We start from the raw sequence: 23,668 nt of genomic DNA on the forward strand, positions 1-23,668 counted from the left end.
AGGCCTTTTGAAGTTTCTTATCTTAATCGTATCTTTCTTTCTCTTAAGTTGTAGCTCGACTACTTATCATAAAACAGTGGACTATGTTGATATTGATCGCTTCATGGGGGATTGGTTCGTACTAGCGGCAAGAGGTACATTTCTAGAAGAAGGCCAACATAATTCAGTTGAGACTTATACGTGGAATGAAAAAGAGAAGCGTATCGACGTTAACTTTGTTTTTAATAAAGACTCTCTAGATGGAGAACAAAAAGTCCTCACACAAAAGGCCTGGATCGAGGATACAAAAACCAATGCCCATTGGAAGATTCAGCTTTTTTGGCCTCTTAAATTTGATTACCTTGTCGTTGCTCTTGATCCAAAGTACGAGTGGGTGGCCATCGGCGTCCCTGATGAAAAGTACCTGTGGATCATGTCTAGAAAATACAGCAATGACTATGCTTCTAAAACAGTTGCTAAGGCCATCAAGCAATTAGATGAGCTTGGTTACAACACAAGCGAACTCATCCTTATCCCGCACCGATAAAATTTCAGATAGTTAGATTCGTTTATTTTTTGATCATATGTATATTTATTTCAATTTTTCACACTATTTCTCTTTATACTGTATTGTGAACTTGTTTAGTTAAGAAAGTAAATTCAAGAAATTATAGTAATGGAGATTATTTATGAAAAAATTATTACTCGTTCTACTATCACTGACTGCATTTTCAGCTTATTCGGCTACATACTCAGGTCAAAATGAAATGGATAAGGCCCTCGTTGGAAATGAGAATGTTGAAGTTACGCAAATCGTAGCTGGTGAGAAATACAATCTTAAGATGAATTATGCTGGTCAGCTTGCTGTTGATACAACTTGTGAAAAAGATCGTGTTGAAAATGGATCTATCGTTTTCAGCTGTATGATCTATGAAGAAGAAAACCACAAAGTTGATCTAGTTTTTTGGAAGCAAATGGGTATTCAGGATATGATCACAATCGATCTTAACACTGGAATGGGATTAAGAGTAAATTTAGAAAGAATTGATTAATAACAGAGAGGTCAGAAAATGAAGAATATTTTAAAACTAGTTTTTGCTTTAATGGTTATTTCTAACATTAATGCAAGTTCGAATGATTGCCATTATTTCTTAGTTCTTTCAGATGTTGATGGACGAACTGATGTAACACAGAAAGTTATGAAAGTTTATGAAGATAAAGGTTATACTTTCACAAAAATCAGTAACTTAAATGAATTACCACAAGAAGGTAGTGTGAGTTATATGACAATTTTCTCTGATGTACATCACTACAGAGGAGCTTATACAAGTGTTAAGCTAAAGGATCTTGTTATAAATGATGGAGAGATTGTTCAAGAGGTAGAGTCTTCTTACAAGCTTACTAAGAAGCCACTATTTGGTTCTTGGACAAAGAGTCTTTTAAGATCTGTTAAGAGAAAAGTTTCTTCGTGTAAATAATTTTTAAAAGTTATATATCTGATTATAAAAGGGCCCATACCGGGCCCTTTTGTTTTTATTAAGTTAGTTTTTTATTGCTTCAGATACAATTATAGTTGCCTCCAATAGTCTGGCCTATGAGCAGACAATGGCGCACCTACTTTACTTTAAATCCTGCAAGCGCCGCAAATGCATTATTCTTTAAAGGTGCATCGTTTTGCTTTGGCATCTTAGGCTTTCCACCACCGCGTGGTTTACTCTGGCGAGGTCCACCTGAAGGGCGCTCATAAGTTTTTGCTTCTTCTGCACCATCTGATTTAAGAGATAGGGCAATACGCTTTCTATCCATATCAACATCAAGAACAACTGCTGAAACCTCTTGTCCAACTTTAAGAACGTCAAGAGCATTATCAACAAAGTGGTCTGCCATTTGTGAAACGTGGACAAGGCCGTTTTCTTTGATACCGATATCAACGAAGGCACCAAATTGAGTGATGTTTTTTACGATACCTGGGTATCGCTCACCAATTTTAATATCTTTAATTTCACGTGCATCTTTTCTAAATTCCGTCGTCTTGAATTCTGTACGTGGATCTTGAGAAGGAGCTGTTAGTGATTTGTAGATATCATTAACTGTGAACTCGCCAAGCTTTGCAATTAGGTCCTTATCTGATTTAAGTTGGTTTGCAACAGCATTATCTGTTGTTAACTGCTCAAGTGTGAAGCCTTTCGATTGTGCCCAGTTCTCTAGCATTTCATAGTTTTCTGGGTGGATGAATGTTGCATCTAGCGGGTTTGCACCATTGTAGACACGTAGGAATCCTGCGGCCTGTTGGAATACCTTATCTGTAAAACGTGAAACTTTTAAGATTTCACTTCTATCTGAGAATAGACCGTTCTTATCTCTGTGCTTAACAATATTGCCCGCAACAGTCGGTCCAATACCAGAGATAAAAGAAAGTAGAGGAGCTGAAGCAGTGTTAATATCAACACCAACAAAGTTTACACAGCTTTCTACGACACCATCTAGTGACTTCTTAAGTCTGATTTGGTTTACATCGTGCTGATACTGGCCAACACCGATTGATTTTGGGTCTATCTTTACAAGTTCAGCAAGTGGATCTTGGAAACGACGTCCGATTGAAATTGCACCTCTTACTGTTGCATCTTTATCAGGGAATTCTTTCTTTGCAATTGCAGATGCGGAATAAATTGAAGCACCATCTTCTGAGATCATTGTTGCTTTAACTTTTCCATCTTTAACTGCTGTGACGTTATCTTCAACAAATTGAAGAGTCTCACGTCCAAAAGTTCCGTTTCCAATAGCGATATACTCAACATTGAACTGTTCAATCATTGCATTAAGAATTGTTGCTGACTCACGAACCTGATTTCTTGGTGGGTGAGGGTAAACAACAGTATCAACAACAAACTTACCTGTGTTATCGACAACAACTGTCTTACATCCCGTTACAACACCTGGGTCAAGTGCAAGAACCGTCTTAGGTCCTAGGTATGGTTGAAGAAGTAGGTTTTTAAGGTTTACACCAAAAACGTCAATTGCAGATTCATCTGAAAGCTTCTTAAGCTCACCCTTGATTTCTAAATCAAGTGAAGAGTGAATATAGTTTTTGTAGGCCTTTGAAGCACAGTCAACTAGTGCTTTGTAGCTTGTAACACCAGTGTCAGCAAAGTGTTTTGAAAGAATCATATTATTTGCGTATTCTTCATCAAATACGATTTCTACTTTTAGAATTTTTTCTGTTTGTGCACGACGGATTGCTAGGAATCTGTGGGCCGCTTTTGGATCACGAAGATCCGCTACTTTTTGTTCATACTCAAAATAGTCTTTGTATTTTTGCCAGTCTTTGATTTCCTCATAACCTTTTCTTGGTGATGACTTAATCAATGCCTGTGCCCAGTAATCATTTCGAAGAGTCTCTTTCAGCTCTGTATCGTGTGCGATTTCTTCAATGATGATATCGCATGCTCCTTTTAATACATCTTCAAAAGTTGCAACTTTCTTATCTTTATTAATGAATTTTAAGGCCTCTTTTGCAAGCTCTGGCATAGGAAGCTTCGAAGTCTTCATTAGGATTGCAAATGGCTCAAGCCCAGCTTCTTTAGCAATTTGTGCTTTTGTTTTTCTCTTTGACTTAAATGGCGCGTAGATATCTTCAAGTTGGTTGATATTTGTCGCTGCTTTAATCTTCTTTTCAATCTCAGGTGTCATCATCTCTTGTTTTGTGATGGCCTCAAGGATGAAAGCACGGCGTTTTTCACGCTCAATATATTCGTCGTATTTTTCTTGGATTAGACGGATTTGTTCTTCATCTAAACCACCTGTTTTATCTTTACGGTAACGTGTGATGAATGGGACAGTACAGTCTTCAACAAGTAACATGGCAAGTACGGCCATGATTTGTTTCGCTGTGATATCTGTGTTGTCTACACAAAATAGGACGGCATTTTGATCGATGATATCCATTGGGTTTTTTGCTGCTTTTTCTGTCGTCTCTGACATAATTCATACTCCATTAACTAAATTTGAATTAAAATTGTATAGTTATTGAATTTGGAATGACAATGGAAAACTTGAGTAAATTCGACTGGTTAACTTAAAAATATTGATGTAAGAAGTTATTATGACAAATGAATTCGATTATTTAGTAGTTGGTGATGGCATTGCTGGCCGCGCCATTTTATATTTCTTAACAAAAAAATATCCAACGGCACGAATCGCTCAAGTATATGATGACGAGGCGTTTCCAGCTTGTTCGAGACGCACGACAAGCGTTGTATCATTTGGATTATTTGAAGAAGGGATTTCGAAGCTTGGAAATATTCTCTTTCATGCTCATGAATTCTTAAAAGACTTCGTTGAAATAAATAGGCCATCTGGAGTTTATAGCTGCAAACAATTCTATCTTCCTCCAAATATTAAAGAGGATCCTCTAAAGTTTAAGCAATTTGAGGCCCGTTATGGTGCAGACTTTATTGAGTTTAAGAATCAGCAGACTGTTGCTAAAGATGCATATGTTATCAATCCTGATGAATTCCTTAATTTCTTTAAAACTGATGTCGAACAAATTAGGGCAAGAGTTAGTGGCGTTAATAAAGGCGAGCTCAAGACTAATATTGGAAGCTTCAATGCTCAAAAAATTATTTTAGCAACAAGTGCCTACACGTCATTAATCTTTAAAGATAAGAGTTTACCAGAGGGCAAGCCTGTTAAAGGCACTTACTTTACTTGGGATATCGATTTAAACGAAGAATCCTTTGTGATTTCTCGTGGTCACTTTAATCTTATTTATCGTGCTCAGGATAATCTTCTACTATTTGGTGCAAATTCAATTGAGGGGCTTTCTCATCTTCATTCTCCTAAAGAAGTGTATGAGAAACTAGAAATCTTTCAAGGCTTATTTCCTGAATTTAAAAATCTTGAAAAACCAATGATTCACACAGGAATTCGTCATAAAGGTAAGAGACGCACACCTTTTTGTGGTGAAGTTTGCGAAGGTGTCTACGCTCTAAACGCTCTATATAAGAACGGTTGGAGCGCTGGAGTTTCTCTAGCAAAAGAATTAGTGGATAGGCTCTAAGTTTTCTGAACGGTTTGCTCTAATTTCTTCTAGAACATAATCCCACATCTGTGCTCTAAGTTTAAGTGAATCAAGAGCTACTTGCGTTGCTTGTTCTTCTTTTTCAGCAGTGTCACAAAGCTGTGAAAGAAGTTTTCCCGCAAGGTCACCATGCTCGTCACCATCAAGTTCAATATGACGAACAAGGTAGTGTTTAAAATATGGAGCATCAATATTCTTTTCTTCTAAAACATTCACAAATGGTTGAAACAGATCAGGGATCAGGTTTTCTCTTCCATAAAAGAATGCTGAAGCAACGGCACTTGGATGGGCGTTAGTGACAAGGTTTAGGTTAAATGCCGTAAATTTTGCGATCTCTTGAGGGAGCTCATCAAATGAGAAATCACTAAAGAAGTTTTCAATTGGCGTTGTATCAGCACCAACTTCCTTCATCGCATTTAAGTACATTGTGAAGTGATCAATATGGCCACCGTTTAGATCTTCATCACTTTCTTCACCTAAAACAATCTCGTTAATGAAACGAACGCACTCTTTGTCATACTTTGAAGGCATCCATGGCGTTGACACACATGTCACTTCACGTTGAAGGCCTTTTAATAGAGACATGAAATCCCATACTGCAAAGATGTGCCACTTCATAAGAATTTTCACATCATCAATATCGTTGATATTTGAATAAAGTGGGTGAGCGCATAGCTCGTTGTGGGCGTTTTGAATTGCTATATTGACCGTTTTCATATGCGGCCAATATAGCGTAATTTACTTAACTCTTAAAGTGCGAATTAACCCTTTAGCTTTAGTTGTGAAATAAGTGGTGGAAATCAGGCCTACTTAATGAGCGGCGTCTTCTTGGGCCATTGCGTCGACCACCTTGCATTTGAAGCTTTTGATTATACTTCTTGTCTTCAATATATTTTATGTACTTATCTAAGTCTTCTTTTCGGTAACTCTCAAGTTCTTGAAACATTTCATTAAAAGAGAGGATTCCTCCTGCTTCTTTCTCCGCCTTTGCAATCCTTTCGTAGAGCTTCTCACCAACTTGGTCTAGAACAACAAAGAGATCAATCTGTTTTGAACCTAGATTGAGTGGAAATTTCTCTTCTAAGTTTACACCTGCTACAAATTTAATAATACCGCGACTGATAACTGAACGACGTGCAAGCCAAGCAAAATCATTACCTAGTTTTGTTCCAAAGCTAGGATCAAATTCATATCTTTCCTTTTCCATCCATTCAAAAATCTTTGAAAGAATCGCATCTTTGTAACGTGTATCCTTAAGTTTATCTGGGGTTCTCCATTCGGCAACGAGATCAAAGCGTGAATCAAATTGAATTTCGCCAGGGCCGAATGTTTTAAACTTTGCGATATTTTCACTTGTCACTTGGAGACCAAAGTCTTGTAGAAATGAAAGTAGGGCCGGGTTAAAGCTCGTTTTAAACTCTGGGATATCCATAGCTGTTCCAGAAAGCTTTTCACTGGCAACTTTGTAACCATGATAAATAACTTCAGAGCAAAAGATTTGCGAGTCATCGTTATAGTCCATGGCAAAGTCGTATGGGATATTTTTATCGTGTTTCTTAGTAAATTTAGAGAAACGCTCATGCATCTCTTTGGCCGCTAAATGCGCTAATTTAGCGTCTTTGTGACGAAAGACAACAGTTCTAGAATTTGCCTGATCAAGGTGTACTTGAAAGGGAGCAACAACATTACCCACTTCGATATGGGCCTCTGACGTGAAAAGCTCGCCTGTCTTCTTGTCTTTATATACTAATGTTAAGTGTGAAAATTGATGATCATCATCGCCGATTCGAGCAATAGCGGCACTTGAGTAGGCATTCCCGCGTGATAGAATAATATCTCCTGATTTGAGATCTCTCGGGCCTGAAAAACTATATTCAGGATTAACCATAAAGTGAATAGGAGAGTCGCCATCAAAATTTAATGTGCTAAATTGGCGCGGTACTTTTCCCTTAGGCCTTGAGGCATAGTAGGACTCGATAAAGTAGTCCTCAAGATAGCGTAGGGCCCTAAAAATATCTTTTACACCCTTAAGACATTGCTTTTCATCTTGATCAAGTTCCTTAGTACTATTGAGATCTTTTAATTTCTCCTTGAGATCAAGGCGAATATTAAAGGATGCATTCACGAAATCTTGCATTTGATACTGCGAGAATTCAGAAAAATCGATATCTGTTGATTTAATGGAAAAGAGGCGATTGTAGTAATGTTCAGTCTTTGTCGCACATTCTGCAGGAGATTTTACGCCCTTGGATACCTGTTCGTGCATCTCGTGCATGAGGGATTCAAACTTTGAGCTCTTTAATGAACTTGGCATTCGATAAGACTTCTGATTACAAGATACTAGCAAGGTAGAGACGATAATCGCTCCGGCGATCCCTGTAAGTTTCTGATTTTTCATTGTTTTCCCCCACAATTCTGAAAAATATAAATAGCTAAATAATCAAAATTGAACATGACTCAATAAATTTTTATCGGATTTTACCTTTTAAAACTTAAGTATTATTATCGGGTATAGAGAGATTTATTTATGACAAGCAATAAAAGTGAAGAAGTACATTATCGAATTTTAAATGCAGTAACCAAATTAGAAGTTGCTAAGGGACACCTTAACTGGAAAATCGCCGAGGTGGCCAAAGAGGCAGATGTTACTCGCTCACTCATCTATTATTATTTAGGTAAGGAAAAGGATGTAATCCTTAAGGAAGCGGTTAAGTATATGATTGCTCGTATCTTTAACCTATCTCAGGAAAACTCTGTTGGAATTCGTGAGCGTATTAAAATAGTTAGAAAGCAAATCATTCAAATGCCATATCTGTTAGCACTTTATATGATCAATAAGGGTGCTGGTAATGAGTTGTCTGATATTATTGTGGAAGCCGAGGCCGAGTTATTTGAACTTCTAAAGAAGAAATACCCTAACGTTGATCCTCGTGAGCACTTAAAAATTTATCTTATGGAATTAGGGGTATGTCTTTACCGCGATGTGGATGATGATACTCTTGATTATATCTTTTCCAAATATGACAGCTTTGAAGCAAAGTAATTAAAATAGAAAAAGGCCTCTTTAGAGGCCTTTTTTATTTCTAGCAAAAATCAATTGATGCGTGATTGTACTGATCTGGTGGAAGTTCACACTTGTCTTCTGAGAAGTTGTGATCTCCGCCATTTTTAATTGGGTCATACTTCTCAACCGTACCTGGAATTGCTTGGTCATCGATTAAGTCGTGGTTGCTATCAAATGCTTCTTTATAACTCTTGTACACATCTAGCATATAAACATCTGGTGACTGAGTCTTTCTTTCTTTGATGTTAAACATCGAGCTTGAAGCTTTTGCTAGGAAGTCAGTAAACTTATAAAGTGTCTTTCTTCCTCTAAACATCATTGTGTATTGGTTTTCAGTCATTCCAAGTCTATCTCTTAAGATTGAGTTGAATTGGAAACCTTCACCTGTAAAGTACCATGTTTCTTCTAGTCTTTCTTTTCCTGCACTTGGTTTACATACTTTGTAACGAATCGGATTGTTAACAGTGTTGTAAACTAATCTACCACCAAGTCCGTGATTTGATGGATACTTATCAGAGATCCATTCTGCTTTAAACTTTGATGTTCCTTCGATCATAAAACACTGGTGTGTTCTTGCTTCAAAGTTTAGTGTAATTGCTTCAGCGTATAGATCAATTGATTGTCCGCTGTCACTTCTATTGTTATCACCATTTGAACGATCTAGTGACCATGCCGTTGACCAGTCGTATCCTGCAGATACACCAACTCCACCGCTTACTGGTAACTTTTCTCCAAATGGAAGTTTGAAGTCAAGTTTTGCACCAACACCTGTTTTATATCCGTGAGAGAATCCAACTCTTCTGTTTTCAGTAAAGTAAGTTCCGCTACCAGTTGATTTAGAGATTCTAATAGTATTCGAGTGGCTAACTCTTGGTTTTGAAAGAATCTCTTGTACGTGACTTACTGGTGTAATCATCATGAATTCCCATGGAGACTCAATACACTTTTTCATATTGTAGTCTGAGTAAGATTTCCAGATTAGACCTGTTTTTTCTTGGCTAAAGAATGTCCCACATAGCTTTGCAAGTGTTGCTGAGTCGTATTGGTCTTCGTATAGCTTAGAGATTTCAGTCGTCGTAAGCTTATTTTCTTCAATAAGTTTTTTGTTCAGTCCAGTGTGATCAACTTTAATTGTCTCATCAAAAAGCTCGTGCTTCTTAAGTTCGTCAGAGAAGATCGCCTCAGAACTTTTGTTGTAACGAGGAGCTAGTTTAGCTGCAATGATATCTTTCTTTGTCACACCTTTTACATCGTTTGATAGTTTTTCTAGGTAGTTCTCAAGTTGTACCATTTCATTCATTTTCTTATCAATTTTTGTATTTGTGAAATCTTGCTCTTCAAACTTATCCGTCACTTGAAGTTGAGTGTGAAGGATTGAGTGAAAAGACTTTGATGATGCGTGGAATGTGCCTGCTGCCCAAGCTGGACGAGGTGCATTTCTTGGATCATCTCCCTCTCTTAAGATCGGTGAAAGTTTAATTGCCGCATAAGTTCTCGTGTGGATATATGGCATGTCCACAAACTTGATTGGCATATCAATTCTTGCCTTTAGTAAGTTGTTTTCTACTTCTACTTCACGTGAAGCAACTGAGATAAGTTTAAACTTGTGCTTGTTCTCATTTGTTAAATCAATATCACCCTGTAGTGGCGCTAGGAAGTATACTTCTAGCTTAAGCTTTCCTTGGTAGAAAGGCTCAATTGGGTTCATGTGGTGTACGTAGTTACCGTAGTTAACTTTTGGGTACATCTTAACAATGAATGACTTCTCAATTACTAGATCAAGGTTCTTGTTAAGGTGGAAACCATTATTATTATCGTGTCCAAGGAAGCTATAGTTAACTTCATCAACAAATAGTCTTGCTCTTTGGTTGTTATTATCTTTTTCACACTTTCCAGTTCTTGAAACTTCAGCAAAAATCCAACCGTTATTTGACCATGGGTAAAGACATAGTCCACGTGTTACTTTTGCATTTTGAAGTGTTTCATTTTGAACTTCAATTTCTAGGTTAAATGGAATACGACGAGTGTTTGTGTATCTTTCGTGCTCAAGGTAGAACTTGATTTCACCACAACCTGACTCATCTAATTGACCGTCAGTAATGTCATACATTTCAGTTACTGCATGCTCTTCACCGTTTTCTTGTTTTTCAAGGTTGATTAGTCTTGCTTTAACAAATTCGTTTGATAGTGAGCTACCATTTGCCTTAAGGTTTAAACATCCATTTACAACAACTTTTTGATCAATAATTAAATTATCATTTCTTGGATCAACTTGACCAAAACCTTTAGGAGTGATTTTTACGTTCTTAACATTGATGATCTCGTCTGCACTTAGACGGTTCTTGTTAAGAGAAGTTTTCATCACATAGTTATTTCTGTGAATAATGCTATTTGTATACTGATTCATCGACAGTTTTAGGTCGTATGAAATATTAGCACTTGTTGCAAGAGTTACTACTCTTTCACCCATTGGAAGGTAAGTGTTTGGAAGAGAGTAGTCCATAGTAATTGGCTCATCCCAAAAGATACAGCTATTGTCATCAGCAGTTCTTTCTACAGTTTGAAAGTTTTCACCAGATACGTAGAAAGTTTGGTACTGTAAGCTCTTTCCAAGTTTTGAACTTAGACATGCTTTTACATGAAATGTCTTACCGTAAGCGATTCTTGACTTCATCGATGCCTTATCTTCTGTTACTCCTTCTACTGTGAAGCGTGAAACAGACACAAGAGCACTTTCATTTGCAGAAGCCTTAAGCTGTCTTGCAAGTTGCTGTCTTTCGTCGTTGGAAGTGTCACTTCCACAACTAACAAGCGTTGTTAGTGCAAGCATTGAGATGCTTAGGAGAGTGATGTTCTTCATGTTCTTACAAAATGTCATATTCTTTCCTTAGGGAGATTGTATAAACTTGTTCGTCACTGTAACCATCAATTAAGTACGCTGAATCAAGGTTTCCGAGTACAGTGCGATTAATATAATTAAATTCTGTGCTAAATCCTTTTTGTGTTTCTAATTCAAATCCTACGGCATATCCTTTGTAGTCATTTGAAAAGATTCCACCACGGTAGAAAGCTGGAGCAGTATCTGCTTGGTTTTCAAATGCTAGGGCAGAAAGAGTAATTTTCTTGTCACCCATATTTGTTTTGAAATCTGCTCTGTATGAGTAACCAGTGTTCTTATCATCTGGAACTACTGATTCAGTGTTTTTAATATATGAGCCTGAAAGCTTAAGAGAGTTATCTCCTAAAGCAATTTCAATTCCTGCATTAGCAAAGATTCCTGTAAAGTCATAAAGGTATAGACTTTGATCAATTGGTGTACCGATGCTTACAGAGTTCCCCCAGTAGTAGTCTTTGTTAGCAAGATCACCTGAAAGTTTCTTGTAGCGGTAACTACCTACAGCACCACCAATGCGTAAAGCTTTTGTAAGGTAGCTAATGTCTGCTGACTCAGAGAAGAATTGTGGATCACCTGAATCATCAATATTAAAAGTTTCTCTTAAAATTGCATTTTGTGGCTTAGCTTGTGTTGCTTGAAGGCGAAGGTAGAAGTTTCCAACCTTAGTTGCAATCACTTCTCTTGCACCAATAAACGATGTTCCACCGTTAATGAATGGAGAGATATACTGACGCTTAGTTGAGTTATCAAGAGCACCTGCACTGATCTTTACAAAACTAAGTGGCCTAAAATCAAAATAACCATAGTCATAAGTGAACTTTGGCTTGTAAGTTTTAACTCTTTCTGCTTCTTGTGAAGAAGAGTTACCTGATTGATAGCTAAAACCACCACTGAAGTTAAAGTCGATATTTTCAACAACCTCTGCTTCAAGCTCTAGGTTCATCTTTGTCTGATAAACACTTCCCTTATCAGTTCTTGAATCAAGAGCACCATAATCCGCCCCAAGCTCTAGCCCTACATTTTTGAATCCTGCTGTCTTTAGAGTAGAGCTAAGCCCTTCTGTAAAGATTTTTGCCGATTCGTTCTGTGCGAAAGCTTGTGCCTGGCTTAGTAAGGCCAGTAAAATTAAATGTTTAGTTACGTTTTTCGCTTTAATCATGTCATTCCTATTTGTTTTGATACTAGAATAGATGCATGAATGATGCCATGTGTAATGAAACAAGTTCACGGGTGTAAAAAGTTTAAACTGCTGAAATGTGGTGTAAGTATTGAAATTTAGTTTAGGAAGTTAGTGTTAACGAGCTGAACACTGTATAATAAATGAACAAACACTGATTTGCTATGTCTAAGAAGTAATTTGTAATTTATTGGAATTAGATAAGAAGAGAATGGTGCGAAAGGGCAGATTTGAACTGCCGACCTACGGGATATGAATCCGTCGCTCTAACCAACTGAGCTACATTCGCACATTTCGATTGATTAGGATATTAATGACTTGCGCCTCGTATGTCAATATTATAATTTATCAAAAAGTTAAATTTTGTGAAAATAATGGCGATGAATCTAAAACCTAAACAAAAAAAATCACATTCGCTTGAAGCTAAGATGATTTCTCATTTTAAGAAATTCAACGTTGATATGGGCCTTGATCTATCTCGACCTATGGCCGTTGCATGTAGTGGTGGCGTTGATTCTATGGTTTTGGCGCATCTACTGGTTCAAGCAGGGGCCAAGAAACTTAGACTTCTACATATTGATCATGGCACAAGAAAAGAGATTGAAGACGAAGTTGAGCTGATATCAAGTTTTGCTAACAGACATGGCCTCGAATTTAAGACATATAAGGTTCAACACTTATCTTTAAAGACAAGGAATTTCGAATCTATTGCACGCCAAAAAAGGTATCAACTATTATTGTCGAATCTAGCAGCGGGAGAGTTACTTCTTACTGGTCATCATCTTGATGACTGCTTTGAATGGTCACTTATGCAGCAGTTTAAATCTTCGGCAAAGCAGATTGATTTAGGTATGCCGTATCGTAATGGCAATATTTATAGGCCACTTTTTGCATTCTCTAAGAAACAGATTCTCATGTATGCTAAATTGGCCAAGCTAGAGTGGCTTGAAGATGCCTCTAATAAAGACTTACGCTACGAACGCAACTTTATAAGAAGTCTTGTTGCAAATCAGATTGCTCCACGCTTTCCTGGACACCTTAAACACTATTGTAATCGCATGAATAAGCTGAAAATGATTAAAAAAGAGCTTAGTCGTGCACAAGACTTCAAGGTTATTCAGCGTCAGTGGGGGATCGTGATTTCATATCATGGTGAAATTAGTGAGGGCATTGAGCAGGCGATTCTTTCACAATCTCATTCATCAAAAGGGCGAACTCATTCACAGTTTAATAAGCTACGCTCTCTTGTAAAGTCTTCGAGTATTGGGCCATTAAGCTTTAGCGGAGGGCTACGAGTATTTAATTTTAAAAATCATTTGGCCGTGGTCAAGAAAGGTCATAAGATTAATTTTAGCATTAATCATTCGCAGATTCCTGAAGGCGTTCCATTTCTATCAAATAACACTAATACTAAGCATTCGCTTAAGATTTGTCCGATAGCTGATAGGGATGGGAACCTAAACAAGTTCTTTTCTGAAATTAGTCTTCCAGTTCATTATTCATGGCGTAAAAGCGGTAAAGTTTTAGTTTGGCTTTAAATTACTAGGCTTGACACTCACTAAAATGATACCATTTTAATAACTATAAGGTTACAATATAGCTTTATATTTTATTAAGAATTGTAATTAGTTAGTGAATATTTGATTAATAGTTAATTTGAAAATTAATTAAAAAGGATTTTAATGAAAGGACAAAACAAAACACTCCTCCTATGGATTATCTTAATCCTTATGTTTGCGGCCATCGCTAAAATTTCTTCTGAAAGCCGCCAGGCATACAAGCCTGTGACATACCCGGACTTTGTTAGTGCAATTAAAGGCAAACATGTTGATAAAGTTGTTCTAAAGGGTAAGGACAAGATCTTAGGAAAGTTTAAGGACGGCTATGAGAATGGAGCTTGGTTTGAAGCGACAGGAACGACAGGTGCCGAAACTTTTAAAATTTTAGAAACTCACGGAATCTATCCAGAGTACGAAGCGGAAGAGAAACAAAACGTTATCACAACTTTCTTGCTGCACTGGGGACCGATGATTTTCCTATTCCTCATTGTTATTTTCTTCCTTCGCCAACTTCAATCAGGTGGTGGCAAGGCAATGAGTTTTGGAAAGTCTAAAGCACGTATGCTTTCTCCACACGATAAGAAAGTTACATTTTCTGATGTATCAGGTGTAGAAGAAGCAAAAGAAGAACTAGAAGAGGTTGTAGACTTTCTTAAGGATCCAAAGAAATACACTAATCTTGGTGGTAAGATCCCTAAAGGTGTAATCCTTGTAGGTCCTCCTGGTACAGGTAAAACTCTTCTTGCAAGAGCTGTTGCTGGTGAAGCAGGTGTTCCATTCTTTTCTATTTCAGGTTCAGACTTCGTTGAAATGTTTGTCGGTGTTGGTGCATCTCGTGTACGTGACCTATTTGAACAAGGTAAGAAGAATGCTCCTTGTATTATCTTCATTGATGAGATCGATGCTGTTGGACGCCACCGTGGACACGGTATGGGTGGTGGACACGATGAGCGTGAACAAACACTAAACCAACTTCTTGTTGAAATGGATGGTTTTGAATCAAATGAAGGTGTTATTCTTATTGCGGCAACAAACAGAATTGACGTACTTGATAAGGCCCTTCTTAGACCTGGTCGTTTTGATAGACGTGTAACTGTTGGACCTCCAGATGTTCGCGGACGTCTTGGAATCCTAAAGGTTCATACAAAGAAAACTCCACTTGATACAGCTGTTGATCTTGAAGTAATTGCAAAGGGGACTCCTGGATTCACAGGTGCAGACCTTGCAAACCTTGTTAACGAAGCTGCTTTATTTGCTGCTCGTTACGGTAAGAAGGTTCTTCAAATGATCGATTTCGAACAAGCAAAAGATAAGGTTCTAATGGGCCCTGAAAGAAAGTCGATGGTACTTTCTGATCTAGAAAAGAAAGTAACTGCGTACCACGAAGCAGGACACACTCTTGTTGGTATGAATCTTCCAAAGACTGATCCTATCCATAAGGTTTCTATTATGCCTCGTGGAGGAGCTTTAGGTGTGACGCAAACTCTACCAAACGAAGACATGCACAACTTAACACTTGAGAAAGCTGAAAACTTCATTGCTTTCCTAATGGGTGGACGTGTTGCTGAAGAAATCGTTTTTAACGAAATCTCAAATGGTGCTTCAAATGATATCGAAAGAGCAACTCAACTTGCTTCTAGTATGGTTTGTTCATGGGGGATGAGTTCTAAAATGGGACCTCGTAACTTCCATCAACCAGGTAATTCTCCATTTGGTTCAACTGCACCAAGTGAAGGTGTAGGGTACTCTGAAGAGACAGCACGTGAAATCGATACAGAAATCACACGTTTCTTAGATGAGAACTATAAAGTTGCTAAAAAGATTTTAACTGATCACCGTGATGCGCTTGATAGAATTGCTGAAGGACTAATTGTTTGGGAAACTCTTGATTCAAAACAAATTCAGTCTTTAATCGATGGTGAAGATATTGGTGTTCCTTTAGTTGAAGAGGTTAATAACCAACAAGCACCTTCTCAAAAAGCAGCAGGTGAGTCGACAATTTCTAAACCAATTGACGATCCAAAATTAGCATAATCTAAAATGACAAAAATATCTTTTTTAGGGGTAGTTAACACTACCCCTAATTCATTCTCTGATGGCCACTTAAATCTCGATCAAGACTATCAAATCAAACAATTAGAAAAGTTTAAAAACGCCAATTACGGTATCGATATTGGTGCTGAAAGTAGCGCTCCTTTTAATGATCCTGTCTCCTTACAAGAAGAATGGGCCAGGCTTGATTCGTATTTGTTCCAGCACCTTAAGTATCTAAATGAATTTAAAACGATTTCAATTGATACCTATAAGCCTGAAACAATGAGGCTGTTCTTAGACAAGTACGCTAAAGAGTTTGAACGTATTATCTGGAATGATGTTTCTGGTGTTATCGACGATAAATGTATAAAGCTTTTAAATGATTATCCAACGATTGAGTACGTCCTTTGTCACACTCTCGTTCCTGGCCGCGATAAGACTCTTGAGCATATGAATTACTTGGATCCTAAGCTCAATGCTAACTCTCTAAAGACTTTTTTCAAGCAGGCAATGGATAAGCTTCAAAGCTCAGGCATAGCTTCTGAACGAATCATTTTAGATCCTTGTTTTGGCTTTTCAAAAACCACAGATCAAAATCTAAATCTATTAGATGAGTTACATGAGATTCAAACAATATCTAAGCGTTGGCTCATTGGTATTTCTAAGAAGTCTTTCTTGCGTCATCTTATTAGCTTAGAGCGCCCAGAGATTCGAGATGATAAACAGGCCTTACTGGCCGCGAGTGAAGGTCCGCACTGGATGTATCTTGGCCAGTTTGCACGTGATTTCAACGAGGTAGATGATCTTATTTTCCGTGTTCACGAGGTTGGAAAAATTACAAAAATTACGTAAATACTCGTGTTTATCAGCTTTTTGGCCTATATATATGAACATTATTTTATAAAGGGCCAAAATGAACAAATTAAAAGTATTATTTTCTATTACTTCACTTTTTATTTCATTCAATGCTTTTGCATATCTTACGCCAAGTATTTCAGATTTAATTGATAATATTGATAAGGCCATTTATGGTGATCTTGATATCGTTGATGTCAATGCAGGAACGTTAATGCATTCTCCTGTTGCAAAGATAAATGCTCACTCGAGTGCTATTGTTGTTAATCGTTGGAGTTTAAACGAAGTAATTAGCGGTAGGCTATTTTCTATAACCGGTTCTGATTTCACAAAGAATGCACGTCTTTGTGAGGGGGAAGAGAAGTTTCTTGACCAGAAAGCGTATGGAAAGTGTAGTGCTGTTCTTGTTGGGCCAAAGCAGGTTCTAACGGCCGCACATTGCATTCAAAATGTTCAAATCGCTTGTGATCGTAAAAGCTTTATCTTTGATGCACGTGAGGATCTTGGAAGTAGTAATGCAACTCAATACTTTGTGAAATCTCAGGTATATAACTGCAAGAAGATTCTTGCTTATAACCAAAGTCGCGATAAGACATTTGATTACGCACTAATTGAGTTAGATCGTACAGTTGAGGGTGGTAGAAAGCCTGTGGAAGTAGAAGAAACTAAACTAGAAGTTTCAGATGAAGTCTATATGATTGGTCATCCAAACGGTTTCTTATCAAAGTATTCTTATAATGGTTTTGTCAGAGATATTGATCCTTTATTTTATATCACTAATCTAGACGCTTTTGGTGGCAATAGCGGTGGGCCAGTATTTTCAAAAGAAAGTAATAAGATGGTTGGCCTTCTTATTCGTGGCCATGATGATTTTGAGTGGGATACTAAAGCTAAATGTAACCGCGTTGTTCACTGCCAAGAAGATGGTTGTGATGGGGAATACGTATTAAAAATCAATGCCATTATTGACGATATCGAAAAGGCCCGTAATAATTAAGAGATGAAATTAGGTCACATCGTTTTATTTAGCTCAAATGCTCATTTAACTTCCACTTTTTTAAGTGAAGTTTTTGATCTTGAAGTTGAAGGAGCGTCTGACTCAGTTGTTGTCTTTAACGATGAGTTACGATTTCTCGTGGTTGAACGTCCTAAACTTGCCCAAGTTGGTAATAATATCGTTTTTGATTTTGTTGTTGATAATTACGATGAGTTAATTGAGCTACAAAAGAAGGTTGAGTTTGTAAACTATCGACTAGAAAGCTCTGGTGAAAACCTTAATATTCTCTCTAATGAAAAGATACCTGAAATACTTGTGCATGAAGGTGTGCAATTCTTCTTTATAACTGATCCAGACAATCGTCGTTGGAAAGTTACCTTAATTGAGTCCAATTAAATCAAGCCTAATTTTTTTAAGCTAATTTAAATTTTATTTAAGTCACAATTCTGACACCTTTTTCTTCGCAATTTGGCCCTAGCGTGTGTCATTTTGACAGGTAAATGCTGGGATGTAGCTGATATCGTAAGATGAACAATTGGCACGGTTTGTGCTTAGTATATAGTAGTTGCCTCAGGCAGGATGCCACAGGCCTTTCTTTATATAAGATATATAAGATCAAAGAACTCAAGGATTGAGTATGCGACTTTTAGTACTTGCTTTGGCCGCCTTCAGTGCGGCCAATATTTCGGCCGATTTTATCATTAAATACAAAGATGGAAGTGTCGAAAAATCAAAAATTAATCCAAGCTCACAATTTTCTTCATTCGCTTTAAGTGACGACGTTGAATACGTGGAAGAAGATTTAAGGCTCTTTGCTAATGGTGGTGAGTACAACGACACTTACTATCCTAGTCAGTGGCATTTCACAAATTACCTCGACAATACTTTCTATCATGCACGAGAGTATGCAACTTCTGAAACAGATACGAGAGTTAATGTAGCAGTTATTGATACGGGGATAACAGACCATTTTGATCTGAATACAAATGTTGTAGGTGGATATGATTTTATATCCGACTCTGATAATTCAAGAGATGGCGATGGCCGTGATGCAAATCCAAATGATGAAGGGGATTATGGCTCTGCTACTACTGCATGTAATTCTGGTACAAATGCCTCAACGTGGCACGGTACACACGTAGCAGGAATTATTGGTGCAAGTTCTAATAATAGTTATGGTGTCGTTGGGGCCGCCAAAAACGTTAATTTAGTGCCACTTCGTGTTTTAGGTGCATGCGGTGGTCTTACTTCAGATATTGCTGATGCTCTGAGATGGGCAGCTGGCGGTAGTGTTTCCGGAGCCCCGGCCAATCCTTATCCTGCCCGTGTTGTAAATATGTCTTTAGGTGCACGTGGTAGTTGTAGTCGTTACATGCAAGAATCAATTGATTTTGCGCGCTCTAAAGGTGTTGTTGTTGTGGTTGCAACTGGAAATTCAAACGCAGACGCTTCTTTCTATACTCCATCAAATTGCCGTGGAGTTTTAAGAGTAGGTGCCGTTGCAACAACACGTGCTCGCTCTTCCTATTCAAATTATGGCCGTATTGTCGATATTGCTGCTCCAGGGGATAGTATTTTATCGACTGTTAATAGTGGACAATCAACGCAAGGAACTGCTGTCTTTTCAAGAATGAATGGAACTTCAATGGCCGCTGGCCTTATTTCAGCAACTGCCGCAATGATCTTTCAAGCAAATCCTTCTTTATATCCAGATCAGGTTAGAGATATCATCACAAAAACAGCTGTTGATTATTATTGCGATCGCAGCTCTTGTGCAAAAGGTGCTGTTGATGCATACGAGGCAGTATCTCTAGCATTTTCGACAACTCCTAATGCAAGTTTCCGTTATAACGATCCCGTTCTAGTAGGTGGAACAGCTGCTTTAAACGATAGCTATAGTAGTGGCAAAAGTGGTGGAGGAGCCTGCGGAACGATTGAAGATGTTAATAATAGTGGCAGCGGTGGAAATATGCTAGCTGGACTTCTTTTGATTATTGCAATTGTCGTAGCTCATCGTATTAAACTTATGAGGCCTTAACGGGACTGCATTCGACTTCAATATTATTGTCGACTATTTTACAACTATCAACTTTATAAATTTGAGCTCTCGAAGAGTGACCATCTAATTTAATAATGGCATTCCTTGGAATCTCTTCCTTTGTTAAAAGCTTTAAGTGTTTATGATCTTTTTCAACGACACGATAACCTTGAACAACATCACTTATTTCAAATACCTCTATAATATCTCGACCGAGTCTATTTTCATCATTGATCATTTTATTAATCTGGTTAATCACGACATCAAAGCCTTGTTGTTTGAGTACAAAGAGATCGATACCTTTGCGTGCGGCCTCTTCTATTACTTGGCTGTCATTTTCATTTGTTACTAAGATAAAACTCATTTCTTTATCGAGTAATGAGATCTCATCGTACAATTCAATTCCATCCATCTGTGGCATCATATAGTCGCAAATAATATAAAGCTTCTCTCCGCGATTAAGCTTAATTGTTTGTATATCTTCAATGGCCTTAAATGGATTAGTGTGAAAACGAACATGTGAGTTAAATGTGTTCTCGAGGCTAGTGGCAAGGAGCTTGGCAGTTTCGTAGCAGTCGTCAATAACCATGATATGCTTTTTCATAGGAACAGTATAATTGACTTAAGTGCTACCATAGGGATAAGTCGTCTAAATTTAGCTTAATTTAGATTAAGTAAGACGTTATTTAAACAGTCTGTAGGCCTATTAAGACCTACAGTGATACCTCTTGAATTTTGTAACCTTCACCGTAAACACTTCTGATGATAAAGTTAGAATTTTTGATCTTCTTTCTAATTGAACTTATATAAGTATCAATCATGCGATCGTTAACCTTATGATTATCAGGAGCGATATGATTGAGAATTTTCTCTCTCGCCAAAACGTTTTGCTCATTTTTTAGAAGTAGATGAATTATTTTGAACTCTGAAGATGTAAAATGAATTCTTTCTCCACGTATTTTAACTTCTTGAGATGGGATATTAAGAGCAATGTCGCGGTAATTAATCACTTCAAGTGCATTCTCATTGTTAACAGACTTAAGAGTTGTGCTAATAATGCTTTTAACTTCTGAAGGCTCAAATGGTTTACTGATAAAGTTTATGCCACCAAGTTGATAACCAGTTACTCTTGTATTCACATTATTCTTTGAAGAAATGAAAACAATTGGTGTATCTTTAAGTTCATCATTCATTTTTAATTGCGAGCAAATTTCAAATCCAGATTCATTTTGTAATAGTATATCTAAGAGGATTAGGTCTGGCTTTTCTTGCCAGGCCGTCGCAATGGCCTCATCCTGATTACTTGCTTCAACGATATTATAATTACTTTCTAGTAGCGCCCTAAGCAGGTCTCTGATTTCTTGATCGTCATCGATTATTAATATTTTTTTCATGAATAACTCCTTTATATTCATGAATATAATGTATAAATATATCAAAAAATCTTCAGCTTAATTTAGGTAAACCTTATATAAAATTCTTAAACACTTGTTTTTAAATCTTCGTTATTTGCAAAGCTTTGAATATTATCAAAAATGAGCTTGGCCATATCAGAACGTGCAACATCATTTGCTGAACCAATATGTGGAAGAATGAAGATATTGGATAGTTCTCTCAAAGGGGAGTTACTACTTAGTGGCTCGTTACAAACAACGTCAAGTCCTGCCTGTGCTTCTTCATTATTTTTAAAGAAGTCATACATTGCATTTTCATTTATAATTTCACCTCTTGCCGTATTAATTAGAATTAAATCTTTCTTCATTAATTTAAAGGCATCGTGACTTAAAAGCTCATGTGTTGACTGAGTATATGGACAATGAATAGAGATGATATCACTTTCTTTTAAAAGTGTTTGAAGATCAACATAAGTTGCATTGCACTCATTTTCAATTTGATCTTTCTTGCTTGGGCCAGTGTAGAGAATCTTTTGGTTAAATGCGCCCTTACACATTTTTGCAAATTGAGTCCCAATTCTTCCTGCTCCAATAATTCCATGTTTTAAATCAAATAAAGATTTTCCAATAAAGCCTGCTGGCTCCCATGTTTGCCATTCTTTATTAATTACATTTTGTCTTGCTGCTTCAATTTTTCGTGCACTACAAAGCATCAGTGCCATCGCAAGCTCTGCCGTGGCCTTTGTGAGAACATTCGGCGTGTTTGTGACAGCAATATTATTTTTTCTACAGTAATCAATATCTATATTATTAAAACCAACTGCATATTGAGAGATGAGTTTAAGTTTTGGAAGTTTTTCTAAAGTTTGTGCATCAAATTTATTGCTCAGCATTGAGATAATAACATCACATTCCTTTGCATTTTCGACTATGTCATCTTGAGTGATTGTTCCATGTTTTAAACGATCCCAAATTTTAACTGTATGGCCTTGTTCTTTTAAATCTTGGAATAGGGGACCTTTGATGACATCTGTCGCAAATATCGTTAAATGACGCATGACTTCCTCTGCTGTATTTGAGTTCTTTATACTATATAGTATTTGTTCTATGTAAGACGTTGTAAGCTATCTTCATTTTACATATGCAATCTACATTTTAAAATAGATAATAGAGCTTAAATTTAATCAAAATATATTTCATTGGAGGAAATTTTGAAAATATTAGCAAATATATTAGCAGTAGCACTTTTATCAAGTGCGACAAGTGCTGCAACAATCGCAATTATTGATTCTGGTACAGATATGATGCATGAGCAGATTGCTCCAAAAGCATGGATTAATGAACTAGAAATTCCTGGTAACGATCGAGATGAGGACCGTAATGGTTATCAAGATGATGTCTACGGTTGGAACTTTGCAGAAAGTAATAATCAAGTTATCGACTATAAGTACCTTGGTACTTTAAATGATGACATGGTTAAGTTCTTTGAGCTTCAAGAGAAGTCAATGAGAGGAACAATTACTGAAGAAGAGGTTACTTGGATAAGAACGATTGTAAAAGACGAAGACTTCATTAAGAGAATGACTGTGTATGGAAACTTTATGCACGGAACACACGTCGCTGGTATCTCTGCTGAAAAATCTGATGATGCTAAAATTCTTGCAGTTAAGCTTATTCCAACAGAGGTTAAGCTTCCTGGTCAAAAAATTGCTGTTAATTCATTCTTAGGTGGATTTGTTGAAAAACTAATTAAGGCAGGAATTGATCAACTTGCAAAAGCACAGACTTCAACATTTAACGAAATTGCTTACTATATCGCAGACCACGGAGCACGTGTTGCGAATGGCTCTTTTGGTACAGGTTACCCACAAGCAAAGATGATTGTTGAAACTGTAATGAAGACTTTTTCAAAGAAAGAACCAAATCCAGAAACAGTTGATATGTATGCAAAGTACTTTCTAAGTGCTCTTGTTAAAAACTCTCAATCAATGCTTCAGGCAGCTCCAAATACATTATTCGTTTTTGCAGCAGGTAATGATGGCCTTGATAATGATGTTTTCCCAACTTCACCAACAAATATTCAAGGTGATAATGAAATCTCTGTAGCTGCAACAATTGACTACGATCAACTAGCTCCATTTTCTAACTACGGTGCGAAGATGGTTGATGTTGCTGCTCCTGGTGTAGGAATTCTTTCTAGTGCTCCAGGAAATAAATACATTAAAGTATCAGGAACATCTCAAGCAGCTCCATATGTTGCTGGTGTTGCAGGTAAGGTATTTGATATCAATCCTGAACTGACGCCGCTACAAGTAAAGAGAATTATTCTTGAAACAGTTGATGTAAAAGGCTTCCTTGCTGGAAAAGTAAAAACATCAGGTGTTGTGAACTCTGAGCGTGCACATCGTGCTGCTGTTTTATCTCTAACAGTTTCAGTTGATAATGCAATTGCATCAGCGAAAAATGAAGTTTTAGATATGGAGTCACCTCGTCTTGAAAAAGGTGTAAAGAAGCCTATTTATATTGAAGGCTCAATTCTTCCACTTCCATCTAACTTTGTTATGTCAAAGTAATTAATAAAAAAGGCCGCTTTAA

The 23,668-nt window shown here is 37.2% G+C and carries 20 protein-coding genes and 1 tRNA gene; 12 read left to right on the plus strand and 9 right to left on the minus strand.

Annotated features, from left to right (window positions below):
* Positions 1 to 7: 7 nt before the first annotated feature.
* The 3 genes from ACMAYX_RS01290 to ACMAYX_RS01300 all read left to right on the plus strand — a co-directional run bounded on the left by ACMAYX_RS01290 (position 8) and on the right by ACMAYX_RS01300 (position 1,457).
* Positions 8 to 526, plus strand: a complete 519-nt coding sequence (locus ACMAYX_RS01290) for a lipocalin family protein (protein ID WP_412469521.1) — start codon at positions 8 to 10, stop codon at positions 524 to 526.
* Positions 527 to 668: 142 nt separating this feature from the next.
* Positions 669 to 1,031 carry a hypothetical protein gene (locus tag ACMAYX_RS01295; protein ID WP_412469522.1) on the plus strand — a complete coding sequence of 121 codons (363 nt, stop codon included), beginning with the start codon at positions 669 to 671 and terminating at the stop codon, positions 1,029 to 1,031.
* 18 nt (positions 1,032 to 1,049) lie between these two features.
* Positions 1,050 to 1,457: a hypothetical protein gene (locus ACMAYX_RS01300; RefSeq protein ID WP_392992016.1), complete on the plus strand. Its 408-nt coding sequence runs from the start codon at positions 1,050 to 1,052 to the stop codon at positions 1,455 to 1,457.
* A gap of 136 nt (positions 1,458 to 1,593) precedes the next feature.
* Here the strand turns inward: ACMAYX_RS01300 and ACMAYX_RS01305 are convergent, their stop codons facing one another.
* Positions 1,594 to 3,960, minus strand: coding sequence for a Tex family protein (locus tag ACMAYX_RS01305; protein WP_412471414.1), 2,367 nt, complete (start codon positions 3,958 to 3,960; stop codon positions 1,594 to 1,596).
* A gap of 121 nt (positions 3,961 to 4,081) precedes the next feature.
* Between ACMAYX_RS01305 and ACMAYX_RS01310 the strand changes: the two genes are divergently transcribed.
* The gene (locus ACMAYX_RS01310) at positions 4,082 to 5,038 is read left to right on the plus strand and encodes an FAD-dependent oxidoreductase (protein ID WP_412469524.1); all 957 of its coding nucleotides are present in this window, start codon (positions 4,082 to 4,084) and stop codon (positions 5,036 to 5,038) included.
* Here ACMAYX_RS01310 and ACMAYX_RS01315 read toward each other — a convergent pair.
* Together ACMAYX_RS01315 and ACMAYX_RS01320 are read right to left on the minus strand one after the other, a co-directional pair.
* Positions 5,021 to 5,776, minus strand: coding sequence for a DUF3050 domain-containing protein (locus ACMAYX_RS01315; protein ID WP_412470611.1), 756 nt, complete (start codon positions 5,774 to 5,776; stop codon positions 5,021 to 5,023). The genes ACMAYX_RS01310 and ACMAYX_RS01315 overlap by 18 nt on opposite strands.
* A 58-nt stretch (positions 5,777 to 5,834) precedes the next feature.
* Positions 5,835 to 7,457 (minus strand): YiiX/YebB-like N1pC/P60 family cysteine hydrolase, encoded by a 1,623-nt coding sequence (locus ACMAYX_RS01320; protein ID WP_412471415.1) that lies wholly within the window; start codon positions 7,455 to 7,457, stop codon positions 5,835 to 5,837.
* Between the two features lie 129 nt (positions 7,458 to 7,586).
* Here ACMAYX_RS01320 and ACMAYX_RS01325 point away from each other — a divergent pair, with 129 nt between their 5' ends.
* A complete protein-coding gene (locus ACMAYX_RS01325) occupies positions 7,587 to 8,102 on the plus strand; it encodes a TetR/AcrR family transcriptional regulator (protein ID WP_103217192.1) in 516 nt (171 codons plus the stop codon).
* A gap of 40 nt (positions 8,103 to 8,142) precedes the next feature.
* Here the strand turns inward: ACMAYX_RS01325 and ACMAYX_RS01330 are convergent, their stop codons facing one another.
* From ACMAYX_RS01330 to ACMAYX_RS01340, 3 genes are all read right to left on the minus strand, one after another.
* Positions 8,143 to 11,001, minus strand: coding sequence for a hypothetical protein (locus ACMAYX_RS01330; protein WP_103217193.1), 2,859 nt, complete (start codon positions 10,999 to 11,001; stop codon positions 8,143 to 8,145).
* Positions 10,988 to 12,178 carry a hypothetical protein gene (locus ACMAYX_RS01335; RefSeq protein WP_412462583.1) on the minus strand — a complete coding sequence of 397 codons (1,191 nt, stop codon included), beginning with the start codon at positions 12,176 to 12,178 and terminating at the stop codon, positions 10,988 to 10,990. Before ACMAYX_RS01335 ends, ACMAYX_RS01330 begins: the two co-directional genes overlap by 14 nt.
* A gap of 230 nt (positions 12,179 to 12,408) precedes the next feature.
* Positions 12,409 to 12,485: transfer RNA gene (locus ACMAYX_RS01340), tRNA-Met, on the minus strand.
* A gap of 91 nt (positions 12,486 to 12,576) precedes the next feature.
* Between ACMAYX_RS01340 and tilS the strand changes: the two genes are divergently transcribed.
* The 6 genes from tilS (at position 12,577) to ACMAYX_RS01370 (ending at position 19,679) form a co-directional block, all read left to right on the plus strand.
* A complete protein-coding gene (tilS, locus tag ACMAYX_RS01345) occupies positions 12,577 to 13,734 on the plus strand; it encodes a tRNA lysidine(34) synthetase TilS (protein ID WP_412471416.1) in 1,158 nt (385 codons plus the stop codon).
* 144 nt (positions 13,735 to 13,878) lie between these two features.
* On the plus strand, positions 13,879 to 15,789 hold the full coding sequence (ftsH, locus tag ACMAYX_RS01350) for an ATP-dependent zinc metalloprotease FtsH (RefSeq protein WP_103217196.1): 1,911 nt from the start codon (positions 13,879 to 13,881) through the stop codon (positions 15,787 to 15,789).
* 6 nt (positions 15,790 to 15,795) lie between these two features.
* Positions 15,796 to 16,641, plus strand: a complete 846-nt coding sequence (locus ACMAYX_RS01355) for a dihydropteroate synthase (protein ID WP_412462584.1) — start codon at positions 15,796 to 15,798, stop codon at positions 16,639 to 16,641.
* A 61-nt stretch (positions 16,642 to 16,702) separates the two neighbouring features.
* Positions 16,703 to 17,641: a trypsin-like serine peptidase gene (locus tag ACMAYX_RS01360; protein ID WP_103217198.1), complete on the plus strand. Its 939-nt coding sequence runs from the start codon at positions 16,703 to 16,705 to the stop codon at positions 17,639 to 17,641.
* 3 nt (positions 17,642 to 17,644) lie between these two features.
* Positions 17,645 to 18,037, plus strand: coding sequence for a glyoxalase/bleomycin resistance/dioxygenase family protein (locus tag ACMAYX_RS01365; RefSeq protein WP_021267033.1), 393 nt, complete (start codon positions 17,645 to 17,647; stop codon positions 18,035 to 18,037).
* Positions 18,038 to 18,278: 241 nt separating this feature from the next.
* On the plus strand, positions 18,279 to 19,679 hold the full coding sequence (locus ACMAYX_RS01370) for a S8 family peptidase (RefSeq protein ID WP_412470617.1): 1,401 nt from the start codon (positions 18,279 to 18,281) through the stop codon (positions 19,677 to 19,679).
* On the opposite strand, the gene ACMAYX_RS01375 is transcribed toward ACMAYX_RS01370, so the two are convergent.
* From ACMAYX_RS01375 to ACMAYX_RS01385, 3 genes are all read right to left on the minus strand, one after another.
* On the minus strand, positions 19,666 to 20,283 hold the full coding sequence (locus ACMAYX_RS01375; RefSeq protein WP_412471417.1) for a response regulator: 618 nt from the start codon (positions 20,281 to 20,283) through the stop codon (positions 19,666 to 19,668). The genes ACMAYX_RS01370 and ACMAYX_RS01375 overlap by 14 nt on opposite strands.
* A 109-nt stretch (positions 20,284 to 20,392) precedes the next feature.
* Positions 20,393 to 21,073 (minus strand): response regulator transcription factor, encoded by a 681-nt coding sequence (locus ACMAYX_RS01380; RefSeq protein ID WP_158246814.1) that lies wholly within the window; start codon positions 21,071 to 21,073, stop codon positions 20,393 to 20,395.
* A gap of 86 nt (positions 21,074 to 21,159) precedes the next feature.
* Positions 21,160 to 22,131, minus strand: coding sequence for a 2-hydroxyacid dehydrogenase (locus ACMAYX_RS01385; RefSeq protein WP_412469532.1), 972 nt, complete (start codon positions 22,129 to 22,131; stop codon positions 21,160 to 21,162).
* Positions 22,132 to 22,284: 153 nt separating this feature from the next.
* On the opposite strand from ACMAYX_RS01385, the gene ACMAYX_RS01390 reads away from it, so the two are divergent.
* Positions 22,285 to 23,646 carry a S8 family serine peptidase gene (locus ACMAYX_RS01390; RefSeq protein ID WP_412470618.1) on the plus strand — a complete coding sequence of 454 codons (1,362 nt, stop codon included), beginning with the start codon at positions 22,285 to 22,287 and terminating at the stop codon, positions 23,644 to 23,646.
* Positions 23,647 to 23,668 lie beyond the last annotated feature (22 nt).

It is taken from the genome of Halobacteriovorax sp. RT-2-3 (assembly GCF_047085075.1).
Taxonomy (GTDB): domain Bacteria; phylum Bdellovibrionota; class Bacteriovoracia; order Bacteriovoracales; family Bacteriovoracaceae; genus Halobacteriovorax_A.